This window comes from Frigoribacterium sp. CFBP 8754, assembly GCF_014841815.1.
In the GTDB taxonomy this organism is placed as follows: Bacteria; Actinomycetota; Actinomycetes; order Actinomycetales; family Microbacteriaceae; genus Frigoribacterium; species Frigoribacterium endophyticum.
In genome coordinates this window covers 1,327,558-1,346,359 of the sequence record NZ_JACYUO010000001.1, presented here as the reverse complement: position 1 = coordinate 1,346,359, position 18,802 = coordinate 1,327,558, and the positions used below count along the sequence as shown (strand labels likewise).

Sequence of the window (18,802 nt, the reverse complement as noted above, 5' to 3'; positions counted from 1 at the left end):
GGGGGCAGATCGGAGCGCCTTTGCCCGCTGAGCGACGACAGCAATTATTGAGGTTCGCGCGGGTCTTTGAACTCGTTGCACCCCGCTGTCTCGGTGGGAGTGGGTGGGTCTGTCAGCACGTTGGGTTTCTTTGCATCACGTACATCCTGAGCCGGAGATACTGACGCGCTCTCGGAAAATCTCACTCGGGCAGCCCCGTCGTTCATAGAAAGAATTCGGCGGTCCGAGCGCTCTTTCTCCAGGATCGGGCGCCCGCCGTAGAACCGCGCTTGCTGATCGTCTTCCCAAACAAAGGATTCAGTTTCGCCGTACTGATAGGCACTCGTGATCTGAGGCACTCCGCCGACGGTTCGCAAGTCGGGATTCTGGACGGCTTCTAAGACGATTTCTAGGGGCTCCCACTGGTAAGCGGGGGGTACCGCAATACCGTCAGCGACTGGCCAGAGGCCCCGCTCACGCAGTAGCTCTCGCGATCGGCCACGTGCGAATGGCGCGGCGTCTCCGAAGAAATAGATTCCGTATCGGCGATCTTCGTCCAGTTCGGACAGCCTCTTCATTTCCAGGCTGCCATCGGTCCCGTATGAATACGAATATCCTTCAAAGCGAGAACGTCGCCATGACCAACCCGCCAACACCACATCAAGTGTCGGCGTATCAGCTTTGCTCTGCGTCCTGGGGAGATCCTTCACGTGGTTGCGGCTGTCCGAATAGACGTCCTTGAGCTTTCGGGCCAGGTAGCTGATATCCGTGCGGCCACTGACGTGCCCGTCAAGCAGGGTGCAGGCATTGATCGCCTGCAGCAAGAATGCATAGGCTTCCGTCGCCGATCCCGACATAGCGATGACCGTCGCTGGCCGGGGCAAGGGGACAACCTTCGGGCAGGCGTCCCACGACTCTCCTCCGCTAAGCCTTGAGTCAGAAACGACGTTCAGTTGCCTCAGTGTTTCGTTTTTTTGAACCCAAACGGCTACGAGTGTCATGACGCAATCCTAGTGACTATTGCTCATTTTTCGGCGATCGAGCATGTGCCCCAACTGACGTAGTCCAGTGCCAAAAGTAGATTTGCGGTGTCGGATGCTGTCGATAGGTTCAGGTACCGCTGACGACAGCCTCAGAAGCGGTATCAAGGAGACCTCATCTACATCGACCCCGACACCGACCTCGTCGTCACCAGCCCGTCCGACCTCACCACCTGGGCGGCGTGCGAGTGGGCGTTCCTCCGGCGGCTCGACGCCGCCCTGGGGCGCATCGACCGGATCGACGCCGTGTCGGACGCCATGCTCGACCGGACGGCGCGGATGGGCGACGACCACGAGGTGCGCTTCCTCGAGCAGCTGCGCGCGAGCCACGAGGTGGTCGAGTTCGAGCGCCCGTCCCGGGAGGGCTACCCGGCGGCGGCCGCGGCCGCCGAGCAGGCGATGCGCGACGGCGTGCCGGTGCTCTACCAGGCGACGTTCCACGACCCGACCTTCATCGGCTTCTCCGACTTCCTCGTGCGCAACGACGCCGGCGAGTACGAGGTCTACGACACCAAGCTCGCCCGGCACGCGAAGATCCCCGCTCTGCTCCAGCTCGCGGCCTACGCCGAGCAGATCGCGGCACTAGGGGTGCCGGTGGGGGCGCAGGTGCACCTCGTGCTCGGCGACGGGTCGCGGTCGACGCACGAGCTCGCCGACATCGCCCCCGTGCACCGGGCCCAGCGGTCTCGGCTGCGCGACGCGGTCGAGCGACGGCAGCGCGCCTCCTCGGCCCTGCCCTGGGGCGCACCCGGGGTGACGGCCTGCGGCCGGTGCTCGCAGTGCGCGGCGCAGGTCGAGGCGCACCGCGATCTCGTGCTCGTCGCCGGCCTCAGCCTCGGGCAGCGTGCCGCGCTGATCGCGTCGGGCGTCGACAGCATCGACGCCCTCGCCCGGAGCACGGGCAGCGTGCCGGGCGTGGGCGGGGCAGCCCTGTCGCGGCTGCGCGCCCAGGCGCAGCTGCAGGTCGCGAGCGAGGGCGGCGTGCCCGAGGTGCGTCTCGTCGACCCCGGGGCGCTCGCGGCGATCCCCGCCCCCGACGACGGCGACGTGTTCTTCGACTTCGAGGGCGACCCGCTGTACACGGAGGGCGACGGCGGCACCTGGGGCCTCGACTACCTCTTCGGGCTGGTCGACGTCGAGGCTCGCTCGACCGCCTTCTGGGCGCACGACCTGCGGGCCGAGCGGCAGGCGCTCGTCGACTTCCTGGCCTTCGTGCGGGAGCGACGGGCGGCGCACCCGGGCATGCACGTCTACCACTACGCCTCCTACGAACGGACCCACCTGCTCTCGCTCGCGGCCCGGCACGGCGTCGGAGAGGAGGAGGTCGACGACCTGCTGCGCGACGGTGTGCTCGTCGACCTCTACCCGGTGGTGCGCAAGGCGCTCGTCGTCGGCTCGCGCAGCTACTCGATCAAGAAGCTGGAGCCGCTCTACATGGGCGGCGACCTCCGCGACGGCGACGGGGTCCTCAACGGCGCCGACAGCATCACCGCCTACGTCGAGGCGATCGCGGCGGTGCGGGCCGGCGACCCGGCCGGGCAGGCGCGGCTCGACCAGGTCGCCGACTACAACGAGTACGACTGCCGGTCGACGCTCCGGCTGCGCGACTGGCTGCTGTCGTTCGTGCCGCCCGGGTCGACGACCGACGAGGCGGTCGCCCTGGTCGACGACGAGCGCGTGCGCGCCGAGCCCGACCCGGTCTTCGTCGAGCTGTCGGCCCTGCTCGCCGACGTCGACCCGCTCGACCGCACGCCCGACCAGACTGCCCTCGCGCTCGCGGCGGCCGCGATCGACTACCACCGGCGCGAGGCGAAGACGTTCTGGCAGGAGCACTTCGGGCGGCTCCGTGACCCGCTCGACGAGTGGGCCGACACGCGGGACGTGTTCGTCGTCGAGCAGGCCGAGGTGGTCCGCGACTGGGAGAAGCTGCCGCGCGCCCGCACCCTGTCGCGCGACCTGCGGCTGAGGGGCTCGCTCGCGCCCGGCAGCCGGTTGACGCCCGGGGGAGCGCCGCACCTCGTCTACGACGCCCCGCTGCCTCCCTCGATCACGGCGTCGGGGCCGGGCCTGCGCGGCGCGACGTCGCGGGTCGCGGTGCTCGACGTCGACGCCGACCACGACGGCGTCGTGATGCTCGTGAAGGAGTCGCTGCCCGGGGGCGCCGACCCGCACGAGGCGTTCCCGCTCGCGATCACGCCGGCGGCGCCCCCGCGCGCGGCCCCGCAGCCCGCGGCGATCTCCGAGTGGGGTCGCTCGGTGCTCGACGACCTGCCCGCCTTCGTCGACGACGCGGCGCTCGACCTGCTGCGTCGAGTCCCCCCGCGGGGCGGGGTCGTGCCCGTCGACGGCGACGACACCGTCGGCGCCGTCACGGCGACGCTGCTCGGCCTCGACCGGTCGTACCTCGCCGTGCAGGGCCCGCCCGGCACGGGCAAGACCTACGTCGGGTCGACGGTCGTGGCGCGGCTGGTGCGGCAGCACGGCTGGCGCGTGGGCGTCGTCGGCCAGTCGCACGCGGTGGTCGAGAACTTCCTGGAGGCGGTGGTCGGCAAGGGCGTCGACCCCGCGCTGGTCGTCAAGGTGCCGAAGAGCGGAGCGAGTGCGGAGGCGGTCGAGGCCGCCGCGTGGACGCCCGTGAAGAACGGGGCCGGCCTGGCCGAGTTCCTCACCGGCCCGGGCGAGACCGGCGGAGTCGTCGGGGGCACCGCCTGGACCTTCGCCAACCCGGACTACGTCGCGCGGCACTCGCTCGACCTGCTCGTCGTCGACGAGGCCGGTCAGTTCTCGCTGGCGCCGACGATCGCGTCGGCCGTCGCCGCGCAGCGCCTGCTGCTGCTCGGCGACCCGCAGCAGCTGCCGCAGGTCAGCCAGGGATCGCACCCCGAGCCCGTCGACACGTCGTCGCTCGGCTGGCTCGCCGACGGGCACGACGTGCTGCCGCCGGAGCTCGGCTACTTCCTGTCGCGGACGTACCGGATGCACCCCGCCGTGACGGCGCCGGTGTCGCGGCTCTCGTACGAGGGCGCGCTCGAGTCGCGGGCGCCCGAGCGGCACCTCGAGGGCGTCGAACCCGGGCTGCACGCCGTACCGGTCGAGCACGCGGGCAACACGACGTCGTCGATCGAGGAGGCCGAACGCGTGGTCGACCTCGCGCGGTCGGTCGTCGGTCGGGAGTGGTCGGACGAGCACGGCACGCGTCGGCTGACGGACGACGACGTGATCGTCGTCGCGCCGTACAACGCGCAGGGCGCCGTGATCCGCGAGGCGCTCGACGCCGCCGGCCTGACCGGCACGACGGTCGGCACCGTCGACCTCTTCCAGGGGCGGGAGGCGGTGGTCGCGATCGTCTCGCTGGCCGCGTCGAGCGCCGCCGACATCCCGCGCGGCCTGGACTTCCTGCTCATGCCCAACCGGCTCAACGTCGGCATCAGCCGCGCGCAGTGGGCGGCGTACCTCGTGCACTCGTCCGCGCTCGCCAGCTCGATGCCCACGTCGATCGCGGGGCTCGGCACGCTGTCGCGGTTCATCGAGCTGGTCGAGCGGCGCTGACGCGCGCGCGGGGCGGAGCGGCGTGCGCCGTGCTGGCCCGCGGGCGGCGCGCGCCGTGCTGGCCTGCGGGTGTCCCGCGGGCGGCGCGCGCCGCTCCGGCCCGTGGGACACCCCGTTCTCGCACGGGAACCCCGCCGCGGCAGGGTTCCCCTGCAAGAACAGGGTTCATCTCGGCGAGCGGCCGACCGCGGCCGAGCGCCGCGGCGATGCCCTAGCTCGGTGCCCCGTCGGGCCTCGGCGTCACACGTAGTTCTTGATCGAGGCGCGGATGGCGTCTGCGTGCTCGTAGATCTCGTCCAGGGAGTCGATGGGCAAGCGCGTCTCGGCCTTCTCGGCGTCGAACACGCCGAGGTACTTCTGCTTCTTGCCGTTGAAGTGAAGACGAGCGATCGGCTTCCGGTTGTTGTCATCGAGCAGGATCGCGAAGTACGACTTCGAATCGCGGTGCGCCACCCGTTGCGGCTTGACCTCGCTACAGGCGATGGCCTTGACGATCTGGTAGCCCTCGAGCTCCTCGAGCGTCGTCTCGATCTCGGTGTCGCGGTCGAGATCGGCCTCGACCACGGCTTCGCTGCTGATGGCGTCGGCGGACGTCTCGATCGGCGCCGAGGGGAAAGCCGTGGAGCCCAGGGCAGTCTTGAGGCGGTCGTTCACCTGCTCGTTCAGGAACTGCTTGGAAGCTTTCGTCACGAGGCTCGTGAACTGTTCGCGGACCTTCTGCGTGTAGCTGCCTTCGTAGACGCGGGTGGCGAAGAACTTGATCCACTCGTCCGTCGGCTCGCGGAACTGGGCTGCGATCGCCCTCTTCAGCTGGCCCACGTACTTGAGTTCCTCGGCCGCGCTGATGACCGAGTCGAGATCGAAGACGTCCTTGGTGAGCTTGCTCAGCTCAGGGAGCAGGGTCTCGTCGATGTCAGAGAGATCGAGCACCAGGAACGGCTTATCGTCCATGCGATTGGGTGCGTCGAGGTCTGTGTAGAAGTGGTACGACTCGCCATTGGTCAACACCGCGATGCGAGCGTTGGTGACGGCGAAGTAGCGGAACAGCTGCGAAGCATGTTCGATCTTGAGAGGTTCCGTCGACTTCTTGCACTCGATGAGGATCTGTACTTCACCGTCGCGCATGATCGCGTAGTCGATCTTCTCGCCCTTCTTCACGCCGACGTCGGCGGTGAACTCCGGGACGACCTCGAGCGGGTTGAAGACGTCGTACCCGAGGATGGTCGAGATGAAGGGCATGATGAAGGCGTTCTTCGTCGCTTCCTCAGTCTGGATCGCCTCCCTCTGGTTCTTGACCTTGAGCGCGAGGGCTGCGAGACGTTCGGCGAAATCCACGAGTACTCCCTTGTGACAGTTGCTCAAACTCTAGGGGCGCGCGTGTGCGGTCAGCGGTCAGACAGGTCGTTGATGCGTCCCCAGTTCTAGGGCCTCAGCTTCCTCGTCACCCTCGTCGTGTCGGGCGTCCGCCGCCGCGCGCCGCAGCACCGCCTCCACGGCGTCGATCGCCTCGGCCGGGGGCGTGTGCTCCCACACCCGGACGACCGCCCACCCCGCCGAGCTGAGCTCGTGGTCGTGGGCGACGTCGCGCCGCCGGTTGGCGAGCAGCTTGGCGTGCCAGTAGGCCGCGTTCGCGATCGGCAGGTGCGTGTGCTCGACGCAGAAGTGCCAGAAGCAGCCGTCGACGAAGACGGCGACGCGGAGGCGCGGGAAGAGCAGGTCGGGGCGACACCGTGAGACCCCCGCCACGGGGCGGTCCACGAAGTACAGCCAGCCCCTCGCGTGCAGCCCGCGTCGCAGAGCGAGCTCGGGGCGCGTGTCACGACGGCGGATCCGGCTCATGCGGCGCCGGGTCTCGTCGTCAGACTCGAAGTCGCCCGTGGCCGGACGCGGCAGGCTGGTCAGGCCGAGCCCCCACGTGCCGCCTCTCGCCGCTCCTCCCGCTCGGCGCGCCGCACTCGCGCCTGCTCGCAGGCGAGGCAGTCGCAGCCGCGCGGGTGCCGGCCGTGGATGACCGCCGCGACGGGCAGCCCCTCGTCGTGGTCGCAGAAGCTGAACCGCGGGAAGGTGCACGCGAAGCCCTCGTCGTCGTACACCACGGTGCCGAGCAGCTCGTAGTCGGCCAGCTCGGGGGCGGCCCTCAGGGCCTCGTCGTCGAGGTGGCGCTGCCAGCTCTCGTCGACCGGAGCGACCGTCGGCGACCACCACGCGAAGACGAGCCACCTCACCGCGAAGAGGTCGCTGCAGTCGAGCGCCGCGGCGATGGCCTCCCTCTCGTCGGCGGGGCGGCCGCGCATGTCGGGCGTCACCTGCACCAGGTACTGCACCCGGAGGTCGCGGTCGAGGGTGAGCAGCCACAGCGGGCTGTCGTGGGGCCCGTGCTCGCCCCGTGCCCGGCTCTCGTGGACGGTCGGCATCAGGATCTGGTGGAGGTCGTACCCGGCTTCGATGATCATGCGGCGACGGTAGGGCGGGAACGAGGCCGAGCCGGGGGCGTCGGGGACGGCTTGTGGGTGCAGGCCCGCGACTCCTCTCGGGGGAGGGGCGGGTGACCTCCGCGGACGCCGTGAGGTGGAGAAACGGACCGATCGTTCCGCGGGGACCGAGATGCCGTTAGCGTGGGGCCCGTGGAGTACTCGATGGAGGTGGGGGCATCTCGGACGTCACCGCCGACGTCACGAGGGAGCTCGACGAGGCCTCGGGGGCGATCGACGGGGCGCTGACGGCGGCCGACGACGCCCTGGGGACGGTGAGCGCCGAGGGCGGGTTCGCCGCAGCCCTGCGCAGAGCGGCAGAGGGCCGACGGACGACGGACGACGGACGACGGGACCGAACCTCGTGGCTCGTGCCGGGGAGTACGCATCGAGAAGGGAACGGCGCCATGAAGCTCACGGCACTCTCGCCGTCGCGGGGGCTCATGCTGTCGCTGGGCTCCGCGGTCCTGATCGTCACGACCCTCGTCGCGTGCACGTCGCAGGGAGAGGGCGAGATGAACCAGGACCTCACGGTCGACCAGGCCAAGGCCAAGGCCGAGACCCAGGCCCTGGAGATCAGCGTGGCGGACGCCCTTCCTCCCGGAGAGGTCCTGTCGACGGAGCAGAAGCCCGACGGAGTCCTGTTGTCGTGCTCTGAGACGACGTACCAGTGGACAGGACGCACGACCTTCCAGCTCGACGGCAGCCGCTCCGAGCACGACGTCCTCGACGCCGTCGCGACCGGCTTCACGTCCCAGGAGGGCTTCCGGTCGACGGTCGACGACAACGGAGAACGCGAGCGCATCCTCGTCTCCGGGCCCGAGGGTCTGGCGTTCGTCGCCCGGGTCAGCGACGCGGACGAACTCCACGTCGCGTCCGCGTCCCGCTGCTTCCTGCTCCGCGACGATGAATCGGTCCACGACACCTACTGATGCCGGCTGCTGCCGGTCGAACGACGGCGAGGACCGCGAGTCGCCGTCCGGCACGGACTGGCCGGGCCCCGCGCCCACCCGTCGTAGGCTCGTCTCCATGGGTCTCTTCTCGCGCCGCACGTCAGTCCGACCCGCGGAGGCGCCCCCGAGCACGGAGTCGCAGGCTGACGAGGTCGGCCCCGCGCAGGCCAGCCGCGCCGAGACCGAGGTGACGGAGGCTGGGCAGCCGACCCGCGACTCCTCGGGGCCCGTCGTCCACACCGCCCTGCAGCAGGCCCTGACCGGGTGGGGGCGGGAGAAGAACTCCGTCACGCTGGGCGCCGTCATGGCCGAGCTGACCGCCGGCCAGCTGCTGGTCGACCTCACGCGCTCGACCCTCGCCGACCCCGCCGCGGGGCCCCAGCACGGCGACGTCGTCGCCATCGCTCACCAGACCGACAACGCCGGCAAGCGCCTCCTGCTCGCCTTCACCAGCGCCGACCGCCTCGCCCGCTACCGCGACGGGGAGACCCCCGTGCCGTTCGCCCAGCCCGCGGCCGTCGTCGTCGACCAGGCCGTGCGTGAGTACGAGGGGCTCGCCCTCGACCCCGGCACCCCCGAGACGCAGTTCATCGCCTACTCAGACGAGCTCCGCCGGGGCCTCGGCGACGACGTCACCGCCTCCGTCCCCGTCGCGCGGGCGCTCGCCGAGCGCACCATCGCCTGGCCCGACATGCTCGAGCTGCTCCGCACCTCGCCGTCGCTGTACGTCGCCGAGGTCGAGCAGCGCGACCCGGAGGGCGAAGCCACCTCGACCGTCGTCGCCACGGCCACCGGCGAGCAGGGCGAGACCTGGTCGGTCGTCCACGCCACCCCGGCGGCCGCCTGGGCCTGGGCGCCCGGCTCCACGGCCCGGGCGGTCTCGTTCGCCGACCTGGCCGGCGTGGCGCTCGCCGAGGGGCACGCCGGCGTCGTCGTCGAGCCGGGGGAGCGCTCCGTCGCCGTCACGCCCGACGAGCTGCGCGCCCTCGCCGACCGCTGACCTCGCCCCCGGGGCCGTCCGGGACGATCGCGGGCCCCGGCGCGGCCGGACGGGGGGAGTCGCGGGTCGCCCCGCCGACACCCGTCGCCTCGCCGAGGGCGTTCCCCCAGCACGCCCTCGCTAACGTCGACGCAGACGAAGGAGGTGTGCCGTGCTCGACCCCGAGAGCTTCGTCGCCGTCCTCCTCATGATCGCCGGGCTGGTCGCCCTCGCGGTCGGCGTGCCGCTCGTCGCGTCGTTCCTCATCGACGGCGTCGTCGCGATGATCCGCGGTCGCGGGCTGCGCGTCTTCGGGCTCGCCGCCGTCGGCACGCTGCTCACCGCGATCGCCGGGGTCGTCCTGCTCGTCGTGTCGCGCCTCCTCACGCAGGACCCGGCCGGCCTCGGGTCGACCGAGAGCGGGCTCGGCGGCGTGCTCATCTGGCTGGCGCCCGCCATGTGCGTGCTCGGCGTCGTGCAGAGCGTGCGACGGCTGACCGGGCGCCGACAGGGCTGACGGCGGCGCTGACGCCGGAGGCCGGCGCTCGTCAGCGCCGCGGCGCCGGGGAGAGCGCGAAGACGACCGCCGCGACGACCGTGAGGGCCGCCGCGACCGGCACGAGCGGCGAGACGCCGTCGCCGAACGCCCCGACGACGCCGCCCGGTCGGCCGTAGCCGACGACGACCTCGCCGATCGCGAGCAGCACCAGGGCGAAGGCTGCTCCGAGCAGGCTCACCCGCCCCAGGTCGTGACGTCGCTGCCCGCCGTCGTCGTCTCCGGCCAGGTCGGGGCGACGGAGTCGCATCCTGGCCCACAGCACGAGGGCCACCACCCCGAGCAGCAGCGGCACGACGCTGCCGATGGTGAGCGTCGTCTGCACGACGCCGAACAGGGCGCCCGTGCCGGTGGGGCCGGACGGTGCAGCAGCGAGGAGGGGGACCACGGGTACTCCAGGGCGACGTGACGGACGGACGGACGGCCGGTCGGGGCCGGGACGACGGACGGCGCCCGTCGCAGTCACCTGCGAGCGGGCGCCGTCCGGGGAGGCGGAGCCGAGCCTACGAGTGGCGCGGCTTGCGGGGGCGCTCGTCGCGGTCGTCGCGACGGGGCGCACCGGAGCCGCCGCCACGGCGGTCGGGCTTGATCTCGATGAGCACGCCGCTGATGCGGGTGTCGACGAGACGGTCGAGCATCTCCTTGCTGACGTCCGAGGCGAGCTCGACGACGGAGAAGTCGGGGCGGATCTGGATCGCGCCGAAGTCGTCACGGCTGAGGCCGCCCTCGTTGGCGAGGGCGCCGACGATCTGGCGGGGCTCGACGCGCTGACGACGACCGACCTCGATGCGGTAGGCCGTCATCGGCTTCGACGTGCGGGGGCCGCGGTCGCGCTCGGGGCGCGAGCCACGGTCGTCGCGGTCGAAGCGGCCGCCCCGGTCGTCGCCGCCGCGGTCGTCACGAGCGGGACGGTCGTCACGCTCGCGCCGGGCCGGTCGCTCGTCTTTCGGGTCGAGCAGCAGCGGCGTCTCGCCCTGGGCGACCACGGCGAGGGCGGCGGCCACGTCGGCCTCCGGCACGTCGTGGTGCTCGACGTAGTGGCCGATGATGTCGCGGAAGGCGGCGATCCGGCTCTCCTGGGCCAGCGCCTCCGTGATCTGGTCGTCGAAGCGCGCGAGACGCGTGACGTTGACGTCCTCCAGCGTGGGCAGCTGCATCTGCGTCAGCGGCTGACGCGTGGCCTTCTCGATCGCGCCGAGCAGGCGACGCTCGCGGGGCGTGACGAAGCTGATCGCCGCGCCGCTGCGCCCGGCACGGCCGGTGCGGCCGATGCGGTGCACGTACGACTCGGTGTCGATCGGCAGGTCGTAGTTGACGACGTGGCTGATGCGGTCGACGTCGAGACCACGGGCCGCGACGTCGGTCGCGACGAGGATGTCGAGCTTGCCGCTCTTGAGCTGGTTGACCGTGCGCTCGCGCTGGGCCTGCGCCACGTCGCCGCTGATGGCGGCGGCGGAGTAGCCGCGGGCCCGCAGCTTCTCGGCGAGGGTCTCGGTCTCGTTCTTCGTGCGGACGAAGATGATCATGCCCTCGAAGTTCTCGACCTCGAGGATGCGCGTGAGGGCGTCGACCTTCTGCGGGTACGACACCATCAGGTAGCGCTGCGTGGTGTTCGCCGAGGTCGTGGTCTTCTGCTTGACCGTGATCTCTTCGGCGTCGTTGAGGTACTGCTTCGAGATGCGACGGATCTGGGGCGGCATCGTCGCGGAGAAGAGCGCGACCTGCTTGTCGTCGGGGGTGTCGGCGAGGATCGTCTCGACGTCCTCCGCGAAGCCCATCTTGAGCATCTCGTCGGCCTCGTCCAGCACGAGGTACTTGAGCTCGGAGAGGTCGAGCGTGCCCTTCGCGAGGTGGTCCATGATGCGGCCGGGCGTGCCGACGACGACGTGGACGCCGCGACGGAGCGCGCTCAGCTGGACGCCGTAGGCCTGGCCGCCGTAGACGGGGAGCACGTGGACGCCGCGCATGCCGGAGGCGAACTGCTCGAACGCCTCGCACACCTGGAGCGCGAGCTCACGGGTGGGGGAGAGCACGAGCGCCTGCGGCTTCTTGGCCGAGACGTCGAGGCGGCTGAGGATCGGCAGCGCGAAGGCGGCCGTCTTGCCGGTGCCCGTCTGGGCGAGCCCGACGACGTCGCGACCCGACAGGAGGGTGGGGATGGTGGCCGCCTGGATGGCGGAGGGGGTCTCGTAGCCGATCTCCTTCACGGCCTTGAGGACGGCATCGCTGAGCCCCAGGTCGGAGAAGGTCGGCGCAGAGTCGGGGGTGTCGGCGTCGATCTCGTCGCGCGTTTCGGTGGGGCTCATCCTGCAAGGGTAGAGGGTCGACGTCCTGATCGACACCGGGGCGTGCCGGGAGATCGGGGCGGACTGTACTCCAGCGCCCCGATCCGCGGCCCGGGCGGGCCCGGCCGGGCCCGCCCGGGCCGCGATCGGGCCCGACCGGGTCAGTTCTCGCAGCCCACCCCGTCACCGTCGCGGTCGAGGTGGCTGGCGTAGCCGGGCTGGCCCGCCCTGATCGGCGCGGCACCCGCGGCCCGGACGGCGTCGCAGTTCTTGTAGTACGTGCTGCTGGGGGCGGCGACGGGCGCGGGAGCGGCCGCGGCCCGGGCTGCCTCGGCCTGCGCGGCGGCCGCGGCAGCAGCCGCAGCGGCTGCCTGCTCGGCGGCGACGCGGTCGGCCTCGGCCTGGGCCGCCGCAGCCTGCTCGGCCGCGACGCGCTCGGCCTCGACCCGCGCGGCCTCCGCGGCCGCGTCGGCCTCCGCCTTCGCCGACGCGGCGGCCTCGGTCGTCTCGCGCTTGCGCTGGTCCTCTGCGGCCTTCGCCGCGGCGATCCGCTCCTTCTCCTCCTTCGCGTCGTCCGCACGCTCCTCCTCGGCCGTGGCCTGCCCGCTCGAGCTGGCACCGACCAGCGACGCGGGGCCGGAGGCGTCGGCGACGTCCTCCGAGCTGGGGGCGACGACGCCGCCGACCATCAGCGCCGCCAGAGCCACGACGGCCGTCAGCGCCCCGGCGCGGCGCGACCTGAGGCCGAGCAGGCTGCGCCGACCGGTGGCGAAGGTCCAGACGCCGAAGAGGAGGAGCAGGAGCCCCGCGATGATCAACAGGCCGCTGACGCCGCTGGACAGGGCGACGATCAGGAGGAGCAGCGCGATCAGCGCGAGCACGACGTGTCGCACGCCCAGTCGTCGTCGGGTGGGCAGACCGGTCTTGGGGTCGAGGGCAGGCATGGTTCTCCGGAGGTCGTGATCGGTCGGGTCACGTCGGGGCCCCTCGGGGAGGCGCGGCTCGGGTCAGCCGCGGACGACGCGCAGTCGTGAAGCTAACTCAGATCACACCCCGGCCCGACCCCCACAAGGGGGGCTTGGTGGGAGCGGGCGTGCTCTGATCACCGCAGGCGCAGCAGGAGGGTGTCGGAGTCGCCGTCGCGGCCCGCGGGGACGAAGCCGCGGTGCTCGTAGAGGGCACGCGCCGGGTCGTTGCCGTCCTCGACCGAGAGGCTCAGGCCGGGCAGGCCGGCCTCGCGCGCGTCGGCGACGAGGGCGTCGAGCAGCTGCCCGCCGAGACCGCGACCACGGTGCGCGGGCGCCACGCCCATGCTGAGCTCGGGGACGTCGTCGGCGACCCAGCCGTAGCCGCGGTCGCGTTCGTCGAAGGTCCGCCACCAGGCGGCACCGGCAGGGTGCCCGTCCACGACCGCCACGCGTCCGGCGTCACCGGCCCGCGGCCAGCCCGCCACGTAGTGCCAGATCTCGGGCCTCTGACGGAGGCCCGCGCGGTCGAGGCCGTCGGGCTGGCCCCGCCACGTGAAGGCCTGGAACAGCACCTCGGCCAGGAACTCGGCGTCGTCGGCCGTCGCGGCACGGAGCTGGGTGGTCACGAGCGCCTCCTGGGGGTCCGGCCGCGCCGCGGTGCACGACCGACGCCAGGCTAGCGACCCCGCTGCCCGGCCCGGCCGGACACGTCCCGGGCGGGACGAACCACGTCCTCGCAGGGGAACCACGCCGCGGCGTGGTTCGCAGGCCAGGACGTGGTGCCTGACGACCAGCCCGGCCCGGGCCGCTTGCCCGCGGGCTGCCGCCGCCGCCGGGCGTCGCGCCGCGCGCTCAGGTCGGCGGGACGGGCGGCACGGCCGGCGCCGGCGGCACGATCGCGATCGGCGACGTGTCGAGCCGCTGCGACTGCACGACGACGCGCTTCGTGCGACGGCGCAGGTAGCGGCGCGCGCCGGGCGTCGCGAGGAGGCTGCCGAGCACGAGCCCGGCGCCGATCGCGAGCGTCGTCGACATCGAGGCGACGAAGTCGACCGCCGCGCCGTCGGTGCCCGCCATGAAGTTGAGCAGCGCCGACGCCACCGCCAGCGAGGGCAGCAGCGAGCCGCAGAACGCCGGCACCGCGATCGCCGTCGCCGAGACCCGCAGCCGCGCCGCGACCACCGTGCTGAGCGCCCCGAGCAGCACCGCGACGAGGAAGGTCGCGCCGAGCAGCGGCAGCCCGAGCTGCTTCAGCCCCCAGAGCGACACGGTGCCGACGATCGCGACCCCGATCGCGACCGGCATCACGCGCGCGTTGGCGCCCTGCGTCACCGCGGTGGCCGCGGCGGCGAAGAACGTGGTGATGAGCAGCAGCCAGATCGGCAGCGACCGCAGGGTGATGTCGGTCGGGTCGACCTCGAGCGCGACGCCCGAGGTGAGCGCGAGGCCGCCGGGGATCCCCACGACGATGCCCGCCACGATCAGCACGATCACGAGGGCACGCGACACGGCCATGGCCCGGAACCCCGAGATGGCGTCCTGCGCCCAGGTGACGATCGTCACGTGGGGCAGGATGAGCACGACCACCGCGGCCACCATCGCCGCCGCGCTGCCCGCCGGCATCGCCCCCGCCCAGATCGCGAGGGTGCCGAGGGCGGCGACGCAGGCCGACTGCAGCACGACCGCGAAGAACTGCGGGATCCCCTTGCGCGCGAGCCAGCGCCCCAGCGTCATGACGCCGATCATCAGGACGAAGGCCCCGACGGCGCCGACGATCGAGCCGCCGGCCTGCAGCGAGACCGAGACGCCGAAGAGGCCCATGGCCCCGTCGGTGATCCACGACGGCCACCGCGGCGGCGACTGCAGCACCTCGACCAGGCCCTCGACGGCGCTCGTCATGTCGCGGTCGTCGTGCAGCAGCTCGTCGACGATCTGGTAGACGAGCGACAGCCGGTGCAGGTCGCTGCCCTCCGCGCTCACCACGCGCATCTTGACGAGCGGCGGACCCTCGGCCGGCGCGTACTGCAGCGTGATCGCGGTGCCCGTGATGTCGAGCTCGAGCGGGGCGAGGTTCCACTTGGTGCTGACGGCGACGATGGCCACCTCGACCGTGCGGACGTCGGCGCCGGAGGCGAGCATCACCTCGCCGAGGTCGAGGCAGAAGTCGACGATCTGGCGGGGCGAGTAGAGGTCGCCGAGCCGGCCGTGCTGCGGGGTCGTGCCCTCGTAGATGGTGCCGCGCAGGCGGGCGCGGACGTCGCGCATCTCCTGCGGGTTGACCCGGCGGCGGCGCTGCCGGGCCGGGCGGGCGGCGGGCTTGCCCGCGGGTGAGGCGGCCTCCCGGCGCGGGGGCGGCGGCGCTGACGGGTCGCGGAGCGGCGCGCCCGCGGCCGGGGTCACCGCGGTCGCGGGCGAGGGCGCGGTCGTCTCGGGCGCGACCGGCCGCGGCGGCGGGTCGTACGCGCGGGGGCCGTCGCTCACGGCCGGGCCCCCGAGGAGGCGCGGGTCGGGCCGCCGAGGCCGGCGAGGGTCGTCGAGGTGGTGCTCAGCGCGATCAGCGCTCCGTTCGGTCGGGCGACCGAGCGGATCGGTCTGGCGGGTCGGCCCGGGGGCGTCCCTCCACTGTAAGCGCGACCGGGGGACGGCCCGTGGACCGTGGGGCGGCCGGTCGGGCGACGCGCCCGGGCGGGGCTGTGGGGGAACACGGAGCGGCGCCGCGTACTTTCACGACACGTGACCGACAACACGACCACCCCCACGACCACCGGCCCGTCGACCGAGGGCGAGGCGGGGCCCGGCCCCGCCCGCGCCTCCGGCGAGGCCGACCTCACCGCGCTCGTCGTCGGCGCCAGCGGCATCACGGGCACCGCGCTCGTCGAGGCGCTCACGCGCGACGGGTGGGAGGTCCTCGCGCTCTCGCGCCGCGCCTCCTCCGCCCCCGGCGTGCGCGGCGTCGCCGCCGACCTGCGCAGGGCGGAGAGCCTGGCCGAGGCGCTCCGCGACGAACGGCCGACGCACGTCTTCTTCACGGCATGGTCGCGACAGGAGACCGAGGCCGAGAACATCGCCGTCAACGCCGGCATGGTGCGCGACCTGCTCGCGGCCCTGGCGCACGCGCCCCTTCAGCACGTCGCCCTCGTCACCGGCCTCAAGCACTACCTCGGGCCGTTCGAGGCGTACGCGGCCGGCGAGATGCCCGACACGCCCTTCCACGAGGAGGAGCCGCGGCTCGACACCCCGAACTTCTACTACGCGCAGGAGGACGAGCTGTTCGCGGCCGCCGAGCGCCAGGGCTTCACCTGGTCGGTGCACCGCTCGCACACGGTGATCGGCTACGCCGTCGGCAACGCCATGAACATGGGGCTGACCGTCGCGGCCGCCGCCACGCTCAGCCGAGAGCTCGGCCTGCCCTTCACCTTCCCCGGCAGCGAGACGCAGTGGAACTCGCTCACCGACATGACCGACGCGGGCCTGCTCGCCGACCACATGGTCTGGGCCGCCACCGACCCGGCCGGCGCCGACGAGCCGTTCAACGTCGTCAACGGCGACGTGTTCCGGTGGCGCTGGATGTGGCCGCGCCTCGCCGAGCACCTCGGCGTCGACCCCGCCCTCGTGCAGGGCTACGAGGGGGCGCCGCGCCCCTTCGAGCAGCAGTTCGCGGGGCGGGAGGCCGACTGGGCCGAGATCGCCGGGCGCCTCGGCCTGGCGGAGGCCGACCTCTCCCGGGTCGCCTCGTGGTGGCACACCGACGCCGACCTCGGCCGCGAGATGGAGGTCGTGACCGACATGGGCAAGAGCCGCGAGGCCGGCTTCCTCGGCTTCGTCCGCACCGAGACCGCCTTCGCCCGGCTCTTCACCCGCTACCGCGAGGCGCGCCTCATCCCGTAGCCCCGCGCTCCGGCGGGCCCGGCCGGCCTCGGCCGACCACCGGCCCGGCCCGGCTGCACGATGTGCACGACCGCCGTGCCGAGGCCGCGGCACGCCCATATACTCGGCGGGTGCCCGGGCCGACGGCCGGGGCACCCCGTGGGGGCCCGGGCCCGCACGGTCACGAGCAGGCCGGCACGACCGGCCGAGGGGGAGTCGCCAGGTGTTCTTCAAGACGTTCGCGGGGTCGCTGGTCGTCACGGTGCTGGCCCTCGCGGTGGGCTTCGTCTACGGCGGCGTCGAGGCGCTGATCCTGGTCGCGGTGCTCGGCATCCTCGAGATCAGCCTCAGCTTCGACAACGCGGTGGTCAACGCCCGCATCCTCGAGCGCATGAGCGCCTTCTGGCAGAAGATGTTCCTCACCGTGGGCATCCTCATCGCGGTGCTCGGCATGCGGATCCTCTTCCCACTGCTGATCGTCGCCGTCACGGCCCAGCTGAACCCGGTCGAGGCGATCCGCCTCGCGCTCGAGCAGGGCAGCATCGAGGAGCCCGGCACCTACGCGTACATCCTCAACGACGCGCACCCGCAGATCGCGGCCTTCGGCGGGATCTTCCTGCTCATGCTCTTCCTCGACTTCATGTTCGAGGACCGCGACATCCGCTGGCTGAAGATCCCCGAGCTCGCGTTCGCCTGGGTCGGCAAGCTGAGCAGCGCCTCCGTCGTCATCGGCCTCGTCGCCCTCGTCGTCGCCTCCCTCGCGGCGGGCGAGAAGCAGGCCGTCGTGCTCGTCGCCGGCGCGCTCGGCATGGTCGCGTACTTCCTCGTCACGGGCCTCGGCGCGCTGTTCGACGTGTCGGACGACGACGACGACCAGGACATCGACCCCGAGGAGGTCGCCGCACGCGCCGAGCGCATCAGCGCCGGTGGGCCGCGCAACACCGGCGGCAAGGTCGTGGGCCGGGCGGCCTTCCTGCTCTTCCTCTACCTCGAGGTCATCGACGCGTCGTTCTCGTTCGACGGGGTCATCGGCGCGTTCGCCATCACGAGCGACCCCATCCTCATCGCGCTCGGCCTCGGCCTCATCGGCGCGATCTTCGTCCGCTCGCTCACGGTCTTCCTCGTCCGGGCCGGCACGCTCGACGACTACGTCTACCTCGACCACGGCGCCCACTGGGCCATCGGCGCGCTGGCCACGATCCTGCTCGTGTCGATCAGCGTCCACGTCAACGAGGTCGTCACGGGACTCATCGGGGTCGTCTTCATCCTCGCCGCGTTCGCGTCGTCGCTGGTGCGCAACCGGCGCGTGGCGCGCGAGGAGGCGGCGGAGGCGCCGGTCACCGCCTCCCGCTAGCGGGCTCCGGGTGCCGTTCCGCGCCTCCCCGGTCACAGGGCTCCGACAGCTGCTCCATCGCCCGCGGTCAGCACCAGCCCAGGTCGTTCGGACAGGATGTCACCAGTCACACAGGCAACGAACAGGAGGAGCGGGCCTCGCGGCAGCTCTCCACCACGATCATCGAAGGAGAACATCATGGGTCTGAGCTTGCAGAAGGGCCAGTCGCTGAGCCTCAAGAAGGCCGACGGCGGCCAGCTGTCGAAGGTGCGCCTCGGCCTCGGCTGGGACAGCGCGACGCCGGCCAAGAAGGGCTTCTTCGGCGGCCTCAAGAAGGAGGCCGACGTCGACCTCGACGCCTCGGCGATCTTCTTCGACGCGAACGGCGCGGTGCTCGACCTCGTCTGGTTCCAGCAGCTCGCAAGCAAGGACGGCTCGGCCCGGCACACCGGCGACAACCTCACCGGCGAGGGCGACGGCGACGACGAGACGATCATGATCGACCTCACCCGCGTCTCGCCGAGCGTCAGCCAGATCGTCTTCGTCATCAGCAGCTACAGCCGCCAGACCTTCGACCTCGTCAAGAACGCGTTCTGCCGCGTCGTCGACGACTCGACCGCCGGCAGCCCCGAGGTCGCGCGCTACCAGCTGACCGACTCGGGCACGCACACCGCCATGATCATGGCCAAGGTCGCGCGCACGCCCGAGGGCTGGACCTTCACCGCCATCGGCGAGCGGGCGAACGGCCGGGCCGTGCCCGAGCTCGTCGGCCCCGCCGCCGCCGCGCTCTAGGTCGTCGGCCGAGCCGACAGCGCCCCGCAC

Annotated in this window: 16 protein-coding genes; 7 read left to right on the top strand and 9 right to left on the bottom strand. The window is 72.2% G+C overall.

What is annotated here, in order from left to right; all coding sequences use genetic code 11:
• Window positions 1–44 precede the first annotated feature (44 nt).
• Entirely contained in the window at window positions 45–980 is a 936-nt protein-coding gene (locus IFT72_RS06155) for a hypothetical protein (protein ID WP_192045799.1), read from the bottom strand.
• Window positions 981–1,265: 285 nt separating this feature from the next.
• Between IFT72_RS06155 and IFT72_RS06150 the strand changes: the two genes are divergently transcribed.
• Entirely contained in the window at window positions 1,266–4,568 is a 3,303-nt protein-coding gene (locus IFT72_RS06150; protein WP_371741189.1) for a TM0106 family RecB-like putative nuclease, read from the top strand.
• A 240-nt stretch (window positions 4,569–4,808) separates the two neighbouring features.
• Here IFT72_RS06150 and IFT72_RS06145 read toward each other — a convergent pair whose 3' ends face one another.
• The 3 genes from IFT72_RS06145 to IFT72_RS06135 are packed head-to-tail and all read right to left on the bottom strand — an operon-like array spanning window position 4,809 to window position 7,021.
• Window positions 4,809–5,903, bottom strand: coding sequence for a type I restriction endonuclease (locus tag IFT72_RS06145; protein ID WP_192045798.1), 1,095 nt, complete (start codon window positions 5,901–5,903; stop codon window positions 4,809–4,811).
• A 57-nt stretch (window positions 5,904–5,960) separates the two neighbouring features.
• The gene (locus IFT72_RS06140) at window positions 5,961–6,461 is read right to left on the bottom strand and encodes a very short patch repair endonuclease (RefSeq protein ID WP_305798362.1); all 501 of its coding nucleotides are present in this window, start codon (window positions 6,459–6,461) and stop codon (window positions 5,961–5,963) included.
• A 5-nt stretch (window positions 6,462–6,466) separates the two neighbouring features.
• Window positions 6,467–7,021 (bottom strand): hypothetical protein, encoded by a 555-nt coding sequence (locus IFT72_RS06135; RefSeq protein ID WP_192045796.1) that lies wholly within the window; start codon window positions 7,019–7,021, stop codon window positions 6,467–6,469.
• 425 nt (window positions 7,022–7,446) lie between these two features.
• On the opposite strand from IFT72_RS06135, the gene IFT72_RS06130 reads away from it, so the two are divergent.
• From IFT72_RS06130 to IFT72_RS06120, 3 genes are all read left to right on the top strand, one after another.
• Complete coding sequence (locus IFT72_RS06130) at window positions 7,447–7,971, top strand: hypothetical protein (protein WP_192045795.1); 525 nt, start codon at window positions 7,447–7,449, stop codon at window positions 7,969–7,971.
• A 97-nt stretch (window positions 7,972–8,068) separates the two neighbouring features.
• The gene (locus tag IFT72_RS06125; RefSeq protein ID WP_192045794.1) at window positions 8,069–8,992 is read left to right on the top strand and encodes an SseB family protein; all 924 of its coding nucleotides are present in this window, start codon (window positions 8,069–8,071) and stop codon (window positions 8,990–8,992) included.
• A 151-nt stretch (window positions 8,993–9,143) separates the two neighbouring features.
• Window positions 9,144–9,488: a hypothetical protein gene (locus IFT72_RS06120; RefSeq protein WP_056055280.1), complete on the top strand. Its 345-nt coding sequence runs from the start codon at window positions 9,144–9,146 to the stop codon at window positions 9,486–9,488.
• 31 nt (window positions 9,489–9,519) lie between these two features.
• Here IFT72_RS06120 and IFT72_RS06115 read toward each other — a convergent pair whose 3' ends face one another.
• From IFT72_RS06115 to IFT72_RS06095, 5 genes are all read right to left on the bottom strand, one after another.
• Entirely contained in the window at window positions 9,520–9,915 is a 396-nt protein-coding gene (locus IFT72_RS06115) for a hypothetical protein (RefSeq protein WP_192045793.1), read from the bottom strand.
• A 115-nt stretch (window positions 9,916–10,030) separates the two neighbouring features.
• Window positions 10,031–11,833, bottom strand: coding sequence for a DEAD/DEAH box helicase (locus IFT72_RS06110; RefSeq protein WP_192045792.1), 1,803 nt, complete (start codon window positions 11,831–11,833; stop codon window positions 10,031–10,033).
• 140 nt (window positions 11,834–11,973) lie between these two features.
• Window positions 11,974–12,756 (bottom strand): excalibur calcium-binding domain-containing protein, encoded by a 783-nt coding sequence (locus IFT72_RS06105; protein WP_244634148.1) that lies wholly within the window; start codon window positions 12,754–12,756, stop codon window positions 11,974–11,976.
• A gap of 158 nt (window positions 12,757–12,914) precedes the next feature.
• The gene (locus IFT72_RS06100; protein ID WP_192045791.1) at window positions 12,915–13,406 is read right to left on the bottom strand and encodes a GNAT family N-acetyltransferase; all 492 of its coding nucleotides are present in this window, start codon (window positions 13,404–13,406) and stop codon (window positions 12,915–12,917) included.
• Between the two features lie 226 nt (window positions 13,407–13,632).
• Entirely contained in the window at window positions 13,633–15,261 is a 1,629-nt protein-coding gene (locus IFT72_RS06095; RefSeq protein WP_255465449.1) for a threonine/serine exporter ThrE family protein, read from the bottom strand.
• 252 nt (window positions 15,262–15,513) lie between these two features.
• Between IFT72_RS06095 and IFT72_RS06090 the strand changes: the two genes are divergently transcribed.
• The 3 genes from IFT72_RS06090 to IFT72_RS06080 all read left to right on the top strand — a co-directional run bounded on the left by IFT72_RS06090 (window position 15,514) and on the right by IFT72_RS06080 (window position 18,772).
• A complete protein-coding gene (locus tag IFT72_RS06090; RefSeq protein WP_192045790.1) occupies window positions 15,514–16,668 on the top strand; it encodes an NAD-dependent epimerase/dehydratase family protein in 1,155 nt (384 codons plus the stop codon).
• Window positions 16,669–16,870: 202 nt separating this feature from the next.
• A complete protein-coding gene (locus tag IFT72_RS06085; RefSeq protein WP_056055266.1) occupies window positions 16,871–18,001 on the top strand; it encodes a DUF475 domain-containing protein in 1,131 nt (376 codons plus the stop codon).
• Between the two features lie 177 nt (window positions 18,002–18,178).
• On the top strand, window positions 18,179–18,772 hold the full coding sequence (locus IFT72_RS06080; protein ID WP_056055264.1) for a TerD family protein: 594 nt from the start codon (window positions 18,179–18,181) through the stop codon (window positions 18,770–18,772).
• Window positions 18,773–18,802 lie beyond the last annotated feature (30 nt).

Coding starts and splice junctions, on each gene's coding strand:
- IFT72_RS06135 (WP_192045796.1), bottom strand. CDS start 7,021: ATGATCATCGAAGCCGGGTACGACCTCCACCAGATCCTGATGCCGACC.
- IFT72_RS06110 (WP_192045792.1), bottom strand. CDS start 11,833: ATGAGCCCCACCGAAACGCGCGACGAGATCGACGCCGACACCCCCGAC.
- IFT72_RS06125 (WP_192045794.1), top strand. CDS start 8,069: ATGGGTCTCTTCTCGCGCCGCACGTCAGTCCGACCCGCGGAGGCGCCC.
- IFT72_RS06080 (WP_056055264.1), top strand. CDS start 18,179: ATGGGTCTGAGCTTGCAGAAGGGCCAGTCGCTGAGCCTCAAGAAGGCC.
- IFT72_RS06130 (WP_192045795.1), top strand. CDS start 7,447: ATGAAGCTCACGGCACTCTCGCCGTCGCGGGGGCTCATGCTGTCGCTG.
- IFT72_RS06155 (WP_192045799.1), bottom strand. CDS start 980: ATGACACTCGTAGCCGTTTGGGTTCAAAAAAACGAAACACTGAGGCAA.
- IFT72_RS06105 (WP_244634148.1), bottom strand. CDS start 12,756: ATGCCTGCCCTCGACCCCAAGACCGGTCTGCCCACCCGACGACGACTG.